Here is a 13,733-nt window from a genome sequence, read left to right as displayed (position 1 = left end):
TTTATACCGCCGTTTATGGCACCAATTCCGTTGTTCAGGGAAGGGGCGAAATCGTGCCCGCGTTGGACGACGGCGGCCTGTCTGCCAGATATGGGGCCGATTTGGGTGGAATTCGGCCTGACTACGGCTGTGACGTCTTCGGATCTTTCTCCCGCAGTATCCGCTCCCGATTCCGGCACGGCGTCCGTCACGCGTTCTGTTGCAGCTTCTGCCTCGGGTTCCTCTGTGGATTCTCCTGTCGCCTCCGCCCTCAAATATGGCCCGGCTTCCAGCACGTCTTCCACTGGGATTTGAGGCGTTTCGACTACTGCGGTTTCCGGCAGTTGTTCTCCCGGCATTTCTGGCCTCAACTCCACTGTAGTTTCACGTGCGATTTCCCGCGGCGTTTCCGGCAGTGGTTCCCTCACTCCTTGCGCCGGAGGTTCTGGTGAGGCTTCCGGCACAGTTCCTGGCATCGATTCTTACAGCAACACACGCCCACTTTCCCGCCATAATTCCGGCATGGTTTCTGGCGTGATTTCCACCGTGTTTACCTGCGTGTTTTCACGCATGGCTTGCAAGTAGTTTTCACCCGTGATTCACTACCTGTATGCAGGCAGCGAATCACGTGGGGAATGCAGCACACTTACGGGCAACAATTCCTGCGTGCACTGCAGCGTGAATACACCCCGTAATGACCGCCATCGATCACACGCGATGTCCTACGCGTTGTGCGGCGTGAAAATCGGCAGACACTTTTCATCCGGAACCTAACCAACGTCGGAGTGACCAAATGGCACAGAACATCGCAGCAGCCGTTTCCGAAACTGCGTTCAGCAAGCAGATCCCCAATACCATCGCCTTCGCGAACGGCAAAGGCGGGGTAGGGAAGACCTCATTGAGCGCCAACTGTGGTGGGCTTGCAGCCGCTGGTGGGTGGCGAGTCCTCATCCTCGACCTTGACCCTCAGGGAAACCTCGCCCGCGACCTCGGGTACGACGTCGCCGACGGTCAAGACCTGCTCAATGCGCTCATTACCGGCACTGAGCCCCCGCTACTCAAGGATGTCCGGCCAGGCCTCGACGTTGTTCCTGGTGGCCCCACGCTCGCTGATATCCAGGGCCTGATGTTCTCACGTGCCAACAGGTCTCATAGCGACGACGACGGCGAGCCTGAAACACTAGGTGACCTGCTGTTTCGATCGCTTTCCGGCGTTGCGGCGAACTACGATCTCATCTTGTTCGACACCCCGCCTGGTGACGTTATGATCCTCGACGCCGTTCTTGCGTGCTGCCAAGGCGTGGTCATCCCCACTCGAGCAGATGAAGGCAGCCTTGACGGTCTCACTCGAATTGCGAAGCGCTTCAAACGCGCTCGACGCGTCAATCCGGACCTCCGCCTCGCCGGCGTCGTCCTCTTCGGTATCGGGTCCCGATCCTCTCGGCTCGAAGATGCAGTTCGAGACTCTGTCTACGAGATCATCGGAGAATCAGCTCCCGTCTTCGATACCTATATCCGCTACCTGGAAACGGCAGGCTTCGACCTACGTCGCCACGGCATCCTCGCCCACGAACTCGAAACTCAAGCCGCTGCCGCACAGAAAGGCCGCCTCAAGGCACTTCGAGCAGGAACTAAGCCTGCAGAAGATTTCTTGGCGCGCAACGCAACTGGGCTCGCAGAGGACTACGAAAAGCTCACGATGGAAATCATCGGCAAACTGACCGAGATCAATCAGGAAGTCGAGGCAGTGTCGTGAGCGCACGCAAGATTGCTCGCGAAAGCCTCGAGGACGCATTCTCCCCGCCCAGTGGGCCCGGGCGCAGGGGAGCGGGGCTGGCTCGAATGCTGCCGCCGACGCGTGCGCCGCGGCCATCAGTTCCCGTGGACCCTGCCGATACCTCTGAGCAGACGTCGCCCGCCGTTCGTTCCACAGCACCAGGTATGCCGATGCCGGTAGAGCCAGAGCATTCTGAAACCCCGCCAGACCCGAAGGTCGCGTCGAAGACGCAGGCACCGAGCATTCCGGACAATGCCTCTCAAACTCCTCCGGTCGAAGCCCTTCAGTCGGCGAAGTCACGCATGTCCTCGTTGACCCCGCCGTTGCCCGATCCTGAGGCCGCAGGTGATGTGAAACCCGCCGAACCGGCCGCATCATCCACTCCGACGATGGATGTCGATGACGCGCCTGTTGATGTTGACACGGTCGAGAACATGCCGATCTACATCGATAGCGCCACTCTGACGGCCCTGAAGGCTGAGAAGGGGCGGATCGGGGGGACGTACGCCGATGTCGCCGAAGTCGCGTTGGACGAACAGATCGGCGAAGTAGCGGAGATCCTGCGGCTGGGGTCGGCGAAGAGCCCACAAGCTGGTGCATTCAGTTCGTTGCCCAAGCGACGGAGGTCGCCTCAGATTCGAGGTGGAATCCAGGTTCAGTTGCGGTTCACGAAAGCGCAGCGAGACTGGCTCGATGAGAAAGTCGCGGAGTTCGGCGCACCGTCGCGCAGTGTCGTGGTAGCGGTTGCATTGCAAATCCATCTGGGTACTCGGCCGAAGTAGGGGTGTGCGGGGAAGTAGTTCCTTCTCCAATATTGGTTCGGACTTACGTCTTTCTCCTCGTTCCCCACTTCGCTCCCCACAATGCTCCCCACTCGCGTGGGGAGCATTTTATGTGCCTTGAACTGTACTTTTGTCTCGCTCCCCATGCTCCCCACACTTTTCCGCTGAGGTTCGCGCGTAGAGGGATTCGGGTGGTGTTTGGCTACATGTGTCGTGTCATGTCCTGACTGGGAGTGCGGAGATGTGATGAGCCCGGAGCAGACTCACGAAAAGTTCTTCGACGGGATCGGTCACAGGAGTGATCTCCAAGAACCTCCTCTCTTTTGAGGACGGGATACCTGGCGATCAAAGGAAGGGGAGTGAGCTGTCACCATGGTTTCGGCACCAGCACGCGACACACCCGAAAATGGGGGTAATCGCTATCAGATACGAATTGGATCTAAGGTTGCGTTATGGCACGTCCACACAAGGGGCCGCGCGGGTTCATTGCAACTCGGGCGCCTGAATGTCAACACAACGTCTACGAGCAACGCGCCCGGGAGATCGGTCTCCCGTCTGGCGACTACGCAGTACTCGTCCTTGCTCTCGTTCATGGCTTCGACGTGCCCGACTACATCATCGTTCAGCTTGATCCGGAGTCGTTGCATCGTCTCGATCCCGGGCAGTACGCATCTAGCAATGTCCAGGTCGACCGTTTGGTTGCAGCTGTGGAACGACGGTCTCGACCCCAGCAACTACGGATGGTGGGGACATGATCTTTACCTAGACAGCGAAAAACCCCCCGTGCTTGGCGGCAGGAGGGGGGCTTTTCTCGAATTTTCCGTCCGCTCGATCCGTGAAAGGAGCGGTGCGTCTTCAATGGTAGCTCAACCCCGCTTGGGGAGGCCACCTTTGTGGGCCGTGTCGTTGTGACATACGCACCCGTCGGTACTAAATGATGACCTTGCCCGCGCGCCGCGGCCATATGTGGTCGATGGACAACATTCGGGGACTTCTTGAGTCCTCGGGTGGAATGAAGGTGCGCAGCTCCACGCAGCTCTCGGCGCGGTGCCCAGTTCATCCGGATGACAACGCGTCCCTGTCGGTAACGTGGACGGATGATGGTGCCGGCGGAAAGGTCCTGCTCAAGTGCCATGGTTGCGCCGCTAGCGCGCAGGACATTGTTGACGCACTGGGGATCGCGACGTCCGATCTCTTCGATACACCCCTTCCTCCTGGGAGTTCCACCTCAGTCCTCGCCGGACGGTCAGCGCGTCAGCGGACTGCCGGCCGACGCCGAGGAAAGCTGGGCGCACTTCCCAAGCCGATTGCGACGAAATCTTCCGCTCGTGAACTTGATCACGCCTGGATGCATGTCACGGCATACCCGTACGTCGATGCGGAGGGCAAGCTTGTCCAGGAGGTGATTCGGGAAGAGTGCACCAGCTGTGAGCTGGGTCGGCACAAGCAGTTTCGGCAAGTTTTCATTTCTCCCCTCGGCCGGCGCGTCAAACAGAAACCCCGCGAATTCCGCTCGGTTCTCTATCGATTGCCACAGATCCTTGAGGCAATCGCTGCCGGACAAGCTATCTGGCTCCTCGAAGGTGAAAAGGATGTCGACACCGCCGAACAATTGGGGCTTGTCGCTACGACCAATGCACAAGGTGGGCGCAGTTTTCCTCCTGAGTGTGCAGAGATCTTTCACAAGGCCACCGTTCGAATCGTTCTCGATCGCGACGACGCCGGTTGGAATCGGGGCATCGATCTTGCGTCCTTACTCGGAGGAGTGGGAGCGCACGTACAACTGCTGTTACCGGCGACACTCGAGCCCAAGAGCGATTTCTCTGATCACGTACTCGCTGGGAAATGGAGAGAGGACGACGAATTCGGTGGTTTCATCCCCGTCAACGCCGGCGAGGTCGCGGCGCACGCGTACGCGGGTGCGGTGCGCGGGAAGCACCTACTTGTCGAAAAAGCCGCAGCCGAGGCTCATGCTCACATCGCCTCGATCACTGATACAAGTGATTCGCAGCTCTCGTTAAAGCGCGCCAAGCGTTGGGCCCTGGAATCGGAACTTCGATTCGAGATATTGAGTGAAGCTGTGGATCGTTGCCGTCTCCAGGCTGCCGCGGAGGGCAGTGAGTGGGCAGGTCAGGCGGCCGACGAGGCAGTGGCCGCTTGGCGTCTGGCGCGCAATGCAGCTCGAGGGTCACATGAAATAGCTCAGGTTCCGGTCCCTCCGTTGCTGCAGGATCCTGATCTTCACAATGAAGTGCCAGCAGCTCAAGAAGAGGCCGCTGGTTCGTCGTCTGGATCTGCGCATGTCCTCGAGACTGGAGTTTCTGCCGCGCCTGCAGGATCCACCGTTCAGCGAGGTTCGGCGATTTCAGCGCCGACGTATCGAATCGTCGATATGCAGTTGGTCGAGATCACAACGACCAAAGATGGTGAAGAGAGTGCCAAACTCGTCTTGGGTTTGGACGCCCGCATCGTCGAAATGGAGTATCTGGAAGCTCAGGACGAGTCGTTCGACATCGACCTGCCCAAACTGATGGGACGAGAGGGGATTGTCGGACAGCGAGAGGCGAATCCTCCTGCACCCAAGCAACTTTCAGCCGTCATCATCGGTTACACACATCCCGACACCGGGGAATTCATGCGGCTCCGGATCGCCGCTCTCGACTACCGCGACTGCGGTTGGGTCGAATCGTTGCCTGGCCCTCCTGCTTATGACTCACGTCCTTCCGGAATAGCAAAGTTGCGTGATGCGCTCAAGGTCGCCGGCGGGACGATCGCGCGAACCGTTCGGTTCAGATCCACCGGATGGCGACGGACCCCGGAAGGGGAGTGGTTCTTTGTGCATGCCGGGGGCGCGATCAGTGGTGATGGAGCACGTGTGGCTCCGGTCTTGCTGAGTGGACCTTTGGCTCGTTACGACCTGCCTGCACCGATTCGAGATGCGACGCGGATCCGAGAGGCGTTCTTGGCGCATTCAGGCTCGATGTTGACTCAGTTCCCTTCGCGTGTGTCCGCGACGTTGCTCGGGCACGTCTATCGATCTGCTCTCGGCCCGAACCCGTGGGTGCTGTTGATCGTGGGTTCACCGGGGTCGTACAAGACGTCTCTGACATCCATCGCGATGCATCACTGGGGGGAGTTGTGGGATCGGCGGCGGCCGGCATCGTCCATGTCGGGCAATGGAGATACGCTCAATGCCCTTCGGATCAAACTGAATTCGGCGAAGGATGCCCTCTACTGGGCTGATGACGTTGCTCCGACGCGGGATTGGGGTGCCGCTCAGAAGTCCCTGGAGGAGTTCGCACGCATGGTGCATAACGGAGAATCTCGATCGCGTTCCACTCGTGATGGTTTGGGCATTCTCGATGGCACACCCCCTCGCGCGTCAGCTGTTGTCACCTCCGAGGTCATGCCTCGTCCCGGATCGGGCGCTCAGCGCATGCTTGCAGTACCTCTGCAAGCGGATGAGATCGAGTTGGATCAGCTCATTGCTCTCGACCGGGACGAGAGTCGGCACGGCCGCGCCTTGTTGATGGCCAGCTTCCTGCAGTATCTGGCCAGTCATTTGGACGAGACTCGCGAGATAGCGGCTCGAGCCGCTGCGCATTATGCCGAGTCTCTGCGCTCGAGTGGGGAGAGTGTGCGCCAAGCTGAAGCCGTGGGCGCGATTTGGGGCGGTTGGGTTGCTATGACCCGTTTTCTACTCGATGTGGGCGCATTGACAGACCAAGAAGTCGATCAGACCCTAGAGATGGTCCATGTCGGGCTCCGCGACGCGATTACCGCGGCCGCCGATCCTGATTTGCCTTCTCGCACTGGCGCGCGGGTTCGCGAGCTGATTGCCCATGCCCTACGTACCGGATTGGCGTATGTCGACGATGTTCGGACCGGCGAGGCTCCCGTATTTCCCCTGGCTAACAGGTTGGGGTGGCGACGGACATTTGTGGGTGAATTCCAAGACGTGAAGAAATATCGCGAAGATGCGCGCGGAATCCGCCTCGGCTATGTACTTACTGATCCGACGCCACGCGATGGGGAAGCCCAGTTGCTCGTGGAGTCAACGGCTCTCGAGCAGGTTCTCAAGGCAGCAGCACAATCGATGTCGGATGCTCCACAGATCGACCGCGGCACGGCGTTGCGAGCCTTGTACGACGAAGGGATCCTGATCGGCGAGGAGCGCGCGGGTAAAACGCCTAGATACACGGTCCAGCGCACTATCCATTGTGAAGATCGGCGTCAGCGCTTGACCGCGTTGAGGTTGTGGAAGGTACTTGGCGATGACGAGTCCGACGGAACAGGTCCCTCAGATTCTGACGGAACATGTCCTTCAGGATCGGATGACACGAGAAATCCTGGCGTCAGTCGCGGACCTGTAGACGAAAGTGCCATATCCCGCCCCTCTCAGGCGCACCATCTCTCGCACCTTTCAGACATCTTGCCAGCGAAAGCCAGTCGGGGTCATCGCCTACAGTCCTCCATGCCCGATAACACGCAGAACTTGAACGTATCTGCTATCGCCGAGGAGGAGCAGGTGGCAAGCTATCACGACGCGGAAGGCTGCAGAGGGGTCGCCGAACCGATCTTCCCCGCCGCACCGTGCTCGATGTGTGGACTCACCTCACCCTTCGCGTTCGAAAAGCGCCCGATGCACATCGAGTGCTGGCTCGACAGCACGGCCAAAACGCGTGCGGCGCTGTCTGTTTCATCTCCAAATAGCGATGACATGACGGAAAACGTGTCGCCGCTGTCCGGCATATCCCTACCTTCGGGCAGAAACTCAGGGAGAACTTCGACGTACGCCAGCGAAAGTCGCGCAGTAAGGCTCGATCCGAGCACAACCGGCAGTGCGGCGAATCGACGGCGCTTCGCCGGGCCGGCGGGGGTACTCGACGTCGATGGATTATGGCTACCAAGCGGTGAGGTTATCGACCCCGGCCCCATCCTCCACGTGGGGCACATTGCCGAAGTGATCCGGGCACAGAACTTCGGTACCGCAGTGAATGAACGATGGAGCGAGCCCGGGCAAATCTGGGTGACCGACGCCATGGCGCGGCGGTTCGGGATCGAGACAGGGACCCTCGGAGATGATCCTCGTCAACGTGCTGAAGAAATGCGCACGTTGACTGCAGGAATCCCTTTCGTGACTGAGGCTTTGGAGGAGGGCTGGTCTCTGGGCGGAAAGTTCGGTGATCGTCTGGGTACGTGGACGCGGGTGTGGCATGGCGACGAACGGGGTGTCTGGATAGCGTTTGTCTCGGCAATGGGTCAGGACGAAGCGGATATGCCGATCCTCGCCGATGACCCGACGCCGGCGGTATTGGCGGCACGCTTGGCGACGTTCGCCGACGCGTTGAAGTTTCCGTGGGCAATGTCTGCATCTACGACGGGGTTCGATCTCATGATCAGCACTCGTTCGCGGGAACGGGACACGGTTTTCGCTCCATCACAACCGGTTCCGCCGTCTCAGATGAGTAACACCGAAACTGATATCGACTGGTCACGGCCGCTGACGGCGGATGAGAGCGGAAACCTCTTCATCCATGCATACGATCGAGGCGGATCCCACGCTGCGGGTATCGCCAGTCTCGAACTCGGAATTGGAGATCCGCAGCATCACGAGAGCGGGGTAATTTTCGACAAGTCTTTGCCTGGTTACTGGAAGATCGAGATTCCGGAATCCTCGGACTGGCGGTACCCGAATCCTTTGAATCCGAGAGGGCTTTCGATTAACGAGCCCAAATGGGTGACAACGCCGACCATGCAGTACGCGCTCGAACTCGGGTATGAGCCGGAAGTTATCGAGGCGTACGTGTGGAACGAGCACGGGAGAGTTCTCGATCCTTGGTACAAGCGGATCCGTGATGCGCGTACGGCGTTGGACCTCGATGATCCTGATGCTCAGCTCGCCCGCGATCAACTCAAGGTTGTGTACACGCGCACTCTGGGCATGCTTGGCAGTAGCGATTTCATGAAGGGTCGGCCGGGCTATGCTCCTGAACGGCGCCATCACATCATTGCGAAGGCTAGGGCGAACATCCTCCGCCGGGTGGTGAAGATCGGTAGGGGTAGTAACCGGTGGCCAGTTGCCATCTCGAACGACACCGTTCTGTACGTGTCTGACAATCCTGATCCGATCGCTTCCTGGCCGGGGGAGAAAGAGACGTTAGGTCGCGGGTTCGGGCAGTACAAATGGGAAGGCTCGGCCATGCTCGCCGACCAGGTCGAGTTCTTGACCGGTAAGGGCTACCGAGGAAAAGACCAACTCCATTTGGATTGGAATGCCGCGGACTATGCCGTTGGTGGTGATCAGTGATGGCACGTAAGAACGCGAACAAAGATCCTGGCCGCCGGTCGAAAATCTTCGGTGCTCTCACTGGAAGAAGCGGCGCCTCGGTGTCACCTGGGCGAGGAGCTCCGGACGTTCGAGGACTGTTGATCGCTGCGTATGGATTCAATAAGCGAGGTGGGCTCAACACTGCAGATGCTGCCAAAGACCTTGGGGTAACCCAACGTACGGTTCAGCGGTGGGTGGCGACAGAGGGCCACCAGCGGATCGGTAAACCCAAAGCAGACACGTTGCAGAAACTCGCAAAGAAGTCACGGCAAGTGGCCACGACGCAGCGCGGACGCAAAGCTGCGCTGGCATCTTTTCGAGCGACGTCGAAAGGCAAGGCACTCGCAAATCGGGGTGGTCACCTTCGCGTACGTGGTCATCAAGGTCCGAGCGCCGCCGGTAAGACCTACAAGCGGGACCGCCAGATCCAACTCGAACTCACCCCTGCCGATGTCGAAGCAATGTGGTCTGCGTTCGAGCAGAACGGCGATGAAGGTGTGTCCAAGTGGATGACGAACCATGCCGATGAGCAGTATGTCGCCGGCTGGGAATTCGAACGCATCGACGAGATGGGGATCGATCGCCCGTGATGGCTCCTGCGGCCCCTCGTTGGACGCGCAAGCGCCTCGAAGCGATGTTGGGGGCCTGCTACGGGCGTACCCCCACCGGACACGTCGATACGGCTGTCGTCGCAAATGTGGCCGGCGTCAGTGTTCGCACTGTCCAGCGATGGATGGCGGGCAGTAATCGCCAGAATGCGGCGATTCCGCACACCAGACTTCTGCAGTTGTGCCGCCCGCCGGCCGACACCCAGGAACGATCACAACAGGCTGCTGATTATGCGAGTGAAGCGATCACGAAGATCTCTCTGCCCAAGGGGCGAGGGATCCTTCCCGCATGGCGCGAACAAGGTTGGCTGGAACCGCACGTCGTTGGAGTACTCGCATTACGCGGTCTTCCGCTTCGGCAAGTGGTGATCAGTAACGGCACTGCTCGATCGACGGCCGACTTGCGGCGGCGAGGTGAGTTGCTCGACGTCACTACTGTGCCGACACGGTTCCACGCCACTGTTCTCGTTCATGAGGTGCTCTCGCGTGTCGAACCGTGGTGTGTGTTGCCTTCTCGCGAGATCCTGGCAGTCGGTAGGACTCAGGTTTGGGCTGAAGACGGTCCAGTAGTGGACCTTTCGCAGCTCGCTGTGGCCGCGGCTTTGCGCTGACACCACGCAACGTCGCGATACCGACGTATTGGAAAAGTCCCCACAGTGGTGAAAACCGCGATCAATGAGAGGTCAGCGTGCGTCCGGGTCCAGTCCCACGCGTCTGAGTACTCGCCAGAGTTTTTCGTTGTCCAAAGTCTTGCGGTGTTCCGCGATGGCTTGGACGAGCTTTTCTATGACCTCGCGTGATCGCGGGTTGAACTGTGCTGCCCGCTCGCCTATCCAGGCCAGAGGCGCATCCTCTGCCTTGTCGATTCGGTCGAGCGCCATGACTGATTTGTCGATGAATTTCCTGGCGCGGCCTTGTTGTTTGTCATCCAACTCTCCTGCGTCGAGAGCTGCTTTGGCTTGATCCACGAAGTCTTCGAGGATGGCCGTCGCCCGATCCGCCAATTCATCGTCGAAAGCCAGCACATTCCAAAAGTTTCGCCAGTGCGCGTTGTACTTTCGCTCTGAGGATCGAGGAATCAGGTGGTCACGAAGGATGCATTCGAAAACCTCTACATCAAGCACTCGCAGGTCGGCGGCACCGCTAAAGGCCGGCAAATCAACAGGGTTGGAGATCCTGCGCCACGGCTCTTGCTGCGTCATCGGTGGGATCCTCATCCTCTGTACTACTGCCGTTTCAATACCCTCATCCACTTCAACACACACATGTCGGCTAAGGGCCGAAACTGCGGGGTTCCGAACACAACCTACCGCCCGCTGCCCCTGCCCCTCACGCTACCCCCGGCACCGTGAGGGGCAGGGGCATTTTCATCGAAAGTTTCCCATATATCGGCAGGTCAGGCGGTAGAATGATCGGTGTCCTAGTGAAGTGTGGGCGGACTGACCATCCTCCCTCTACCGGTTATTTTGGAGTTGGCATGTTGACGATTTCGCACAGCGCGGTTGATGGCACGTTGATCGATGGAACCTCCCGCGGTGACGGTTCCGGCGAGGTACTGCGGGCGCACGGGTGGCGGTGGTTTCGCAGCATTGCGATGTGGGGAGTGCGGGGGAGTCGCGATCGAGCGCCCCGTGTTCGCTTGATCGACATGACGGCGGATGCCTTACGGGCGCAGGGTTTCGAGGTCGAGATTTCAATCGATGCCACAGCCAGGCCGGCGGTCGAGGTTGAAGCCGATCGCATCGATCGGCAGGCGGAGCGCGTCGCTGCACTCGAGCAGAAGGCGGAACGCCACTCGGATAGGGCGGAGCAGGCGTGGAAGGCGGAACATCGCGCGGTCGAAGCGCTGCCTCCCGGGGGAGAGCCGATCAAGATCGGTCATCATTCCGAACAGCGCCATCGACGAGCACTCAATACAGCGCACAGGCGGCTCGGTCAGGCAGTTTTCGCCCAGAATGTTGCGCGGCAAGCGCAACAACGTGCAGAGTCCGCAGCTGCGACTACAGAGGCTCGCTACAGCCCTGTGACGGTGAAGAACCGCATCGACAAGTTTCACGCCGATCAGCGGGCGGACCAGCGCGAACGCGACGGACATGAACGGACGTTGTTTGTCCTGGGCGACATCAAGCAGGTCGAGAAATTCCCACCTGCGCAAGGTGCTTACCGGGAACTGCTCGAAAGCAGGATCGCCGAGCGCGAGGACCAGATCAGTTACTGGGAAGCGGTCCGGGCTCAGCAAATCGAATCCGGGAAGGCGACGAACTACGGTCCCGACACGATCTCGAAGGGCGATCTCGTCCAGTGGTCCGGTGGTTGGTACCCGGTTGTCCGGGTCAACAAAAAGTCTGTGACGATTCCTTCCATTGTCGGGGGGAGTTGGACTGACACCATGCCGTATCACAAGCTCAGCGGGCATAAACGTCGCGATGAAGGTGCGCAGACCGCGGCGGCCGGAACCGTCTCAGAGGAGATCCGCTCATGAGTGATCATCGAACAGAAATCCACAGCGGTGAGTTTCGGCAGTCTCGGCACTACCCGGTTGCTGCGGCAGTGGAGAATATTGCAGCGCAGTCTTTTTCGAGGTTGTACCCAGATGCGCAGTGGCCTCCGGTCAATGCACAGTTCGCCGATGTTTATCGTTTGGCCGCTTGGAGGCTTCTCACACCACTCACGGTTGTTGCAGCACTCGACTGCTCGGTGTTGACGTCGCGAGAATGGTTGTCACTCAGTGAGAGTGAACAGTCAGAGTGGATCGCACAGGCGCAGGGCACCAATTCGCTGCTGGTGCGCACTGCGGTCGGAGCAATGACAGCGGCGAGCGTCGCTGCGATATAGGCGGAGCCTGCGCGCGTCCCGATGGATTCGCCGGCCGCCACCCGTGGATTAGGCCTGGTCGCGCAACCGCGCAACCGCGCAACCGCGCGACCAGGCCATCTTCCATGTCTCGCCCTGCCCCCGGCACGGCGAGGGCAGGCGGCATTTCACCGCCGTTCATGGCTCTTTTTGTCGGAGGCATGTGGCAGTGTCATCGGTGTTGTCCTAGTCCGGTGCGCCTCACCAGCGCACCCCCACGACCCAAAGGGGTTACCTGTGAGTACTTTTCGTTTGTCTTCGCCGTCCGATTGCGTTGCCGGTGCTGTTGCGCTCGGCGGTCATATTCCTGTCGATGAGGTGGTTGTGATCGCCCTCGATCTCGAGCCGATGCCGGTTGCGATGATCAAGCTGACTGATGTCGAGTCGGGGCGAGTTCTGGCGAATCTGGAGGGCGCCACTCCGTTCGCCCAGTGCCGCGAAATGTTGGTAGTGGTGTTCGGGCCGGTTGAGCGTGGCGATGCTGTGGGTGAGGTGTTCGAGCAGTTCCGACCGGATGCGGTTACACCGGTGTACGTCTTCACCGAGGGTGTCGTTCGCCGGTGGCACGGCGTCGGATCGCTCGCGTTGCAGGCCGGTGACCAGATGGATTTGCGGTCGCATCCGATCGTGTTGGAGGCGCAGTCACTCGGCGTGGCCACGCTGCAGACTCGTGCGCAGATGCGCGCAGCTTTCGAACCAGCTCAGTTCGGCGCAGAGCGCGCCGCAACGGTCGCGCAAGGTTTCGATCAGCAGCGAGTGAAATTGGCGGCCATGGATCCACGCGGGGCAGCCGAACTCGCGTTCACCAGTGGATTAGCGCCGTATATCGGTCGTGCGAAGAATGACGGGGGAATCGTCGTCACGGACGAACATGCAGCGCTTATCGCGGCCGCGATGTACGATGTGACTGTCCGTGATCTGTTGTTCGTACATGTGACGGACAAGAACGCCGATGCCGCCGCTGAGATGTTGCGGCAAGTAGGGGCACTACTGCCCGCCAACCTTGCCGGTCCGGTGATCATCATCGGCGCGATATTCCATTGGGTGGCGCGTCATGCGGCGCTTTCTCGCGAGGCCCTCATCGTGGGGCGCACTCTCGATCCGGCTCATTCCTTCGGGCAGTTGTTCGAGCGCGCACTCGACTTCGGAATGAATCCGGCACTCTGGGACCAACTGCGCACGGCGGCGGTAACAGCGAGCACTCGAACCGGAAGATAACGATTCGGTGGTGCCGTCCCGATCAGCCAAAGGATGGCACCACCACTTTCGATTGCGCCGCAACCGAAACAGCGCACACATTTTTTGTGCGCGCCTTCTCTTGGAATCTTTTTTGCCACAACGAAAAGCAGCCACGAGTCCGGCGCGCCGCGCGTTGGAATTCGGTCAACAGGGGGGCTTGCCCC

General features: G+C 59.8%; 10 protein-coding genes. 9 read left to right on the top strand and 1 reads right to left on the bottom strand.

The window, feature by feature from the left end; genetic code table 11:
• Nucleotides 1–772: 772 nt before the first annotated feature.
• The 6 genes from M1L53_RS31730 (at nt 773) to M1L53_RS31705 (ending at nt 10,088) form a co-directional block, all read left to right on the top strand.
• On the top strand, nt 773–1,735 hold the full coding sequence (locus tag M1L53_RS31730; protein ID WP_230793568.1) for a ParA family protein: 963 nt from the start codon (nt 773–775) through the stop codon (nt 1,733–1,735).
• A complete protein-coding gene (locus tag M1L53_RS31725) occupies nt 1,732–2,538 on the top strand; it encodes a hypothetical protein (RefSeq protein WP_230793567.1) in 807 nt (268 codons plus the stop codon). Before M1L53_RS31730 ends, M1L53_RS31725 begins: the two co-directional genes overlap by 4 nt.
• Nucleotides 2,539–2,990: 452 nt before the next feature.
• Nucleotides 2,991–3,293, top strand: a complete 303-nt coding sequence (locus tag M1L53_RS31720; protein WP_042446037.1) for a hypothetical protein — start codon at nt 2,991–2,993, stop codon at nt 3,291–3,293.
• Nucleotides 3,294–3,550: 257 nt separating this feature from the next.
• Nucleotides 3,551–8,848 carry a telomere-binding protein gene (locus tag M1L53_RS31715; protein WP_230793592.1) on the top strand — a complete coding sequence of 1,766 codons (5,298 nt, stop codon included), beginning with the start codon at nt 3,551–3,553 and terminating at the stop codon, nt 8,846–8,848.
• A gap of 215 nt (nt 8,849–9,063) precedes the next feature.
• Complete coding sequence (locus tag M1L53_RS31710) at nt 9,064–9,459, top strand: hypothetical protein (protein ID WP_230793566.1); 396 nt, start codon at nt 9,064–9,066, stop codon at nt 9,457–9,459.
• Nucleotides 9,459–10,088 carry a hypothetical protein gene (locus M1L53_RS31705; protein WP_230793591.1) on the top strand — a complete coding sequence of 210 codons (630 nt, stop codon included), beginning with the start codon at nt 9,459–9,461 and terminating at the stop codon, nt 10,086–10,088. Before M1L53_RS31710 ends, M1L53_RS31705 begins: the two co-directional genes overlap by 1 nt.
• Before the next feature lie 72 nt (nt 10,089–10,160).
• Here M1L53_RS31705 and M1L53_RS31700 read toward each other — a convergent pair whose 3' ends face one another.
• Entirely contained in the window at nt 10,161–10,679 is a 519-nt protein-coding gene (locus M1L53_RS31700) for a hypothetical protein (RefSeq protein WP_230793565.1), read from the bottom strand.
• A gap of 446 nt (nt 10,680–11,125) precedes the next feature.
• On the opposite strand from M1L53_RS31700, the gene M1L53_RS31695 reads away from it, so the two are divergent.
• The 3 genes from M1L53_RS31695 to M1L53_RS31685 all read left to right on the top strand — a co-directional run bounded on the left by M1L53_RS31695 (nt 11,126) and on the right by M1L53_RS31685 (nt 13,548).
• A complete protein-coding gene (locus M1L53_RS31695; RefSeq protein ID WP_315974188.1) occupies nt 11,126–11,959 on the top strand; it encodes a DUF3560 domain-containing protein in 834 nt (277 codons plus the stop codon).
• Entirely contained in the window at nt 11,956–12,312 is a 357-nt protein-coding gene (locus tag M1L53_RS31690; protein WP_230793561.1) for a hypothetical protein, read from the top strand. Before M1L53_RS31695 ends, M1L53_RS31690 begins: the two co-directional genes overlap by 4 nt.
• Before the next feature lie 255 nt (nt 12,313–12,567).
• Entirely contained in the window at nt 12,568–13,548 is a 981-nt protein-coding gene (locus M1L53_RS31685; RefSeq protein ID WP_261949443.1) for a DUF4192 domain-containing protein, read from the top strand.
• Nucleotides 13,549–13,733 lie beyond the last annotated feature (185 nt).

Source organism: Rhodococcus sp. T9N (genome assembly GCF_024436645.1).
Lineage (GTDB): Bacteria > Actinomycetota > Actinomycetes > Mycobacteriales > Mycobacteriaceae > Rhodococcus_F > Rhodococcus_F qingshengii.
The sequence above is the reverse complement of the archived record's forward strand: the minus strand, read 5'-3'. Positions and strand labels throughout refer to the sequence as shown.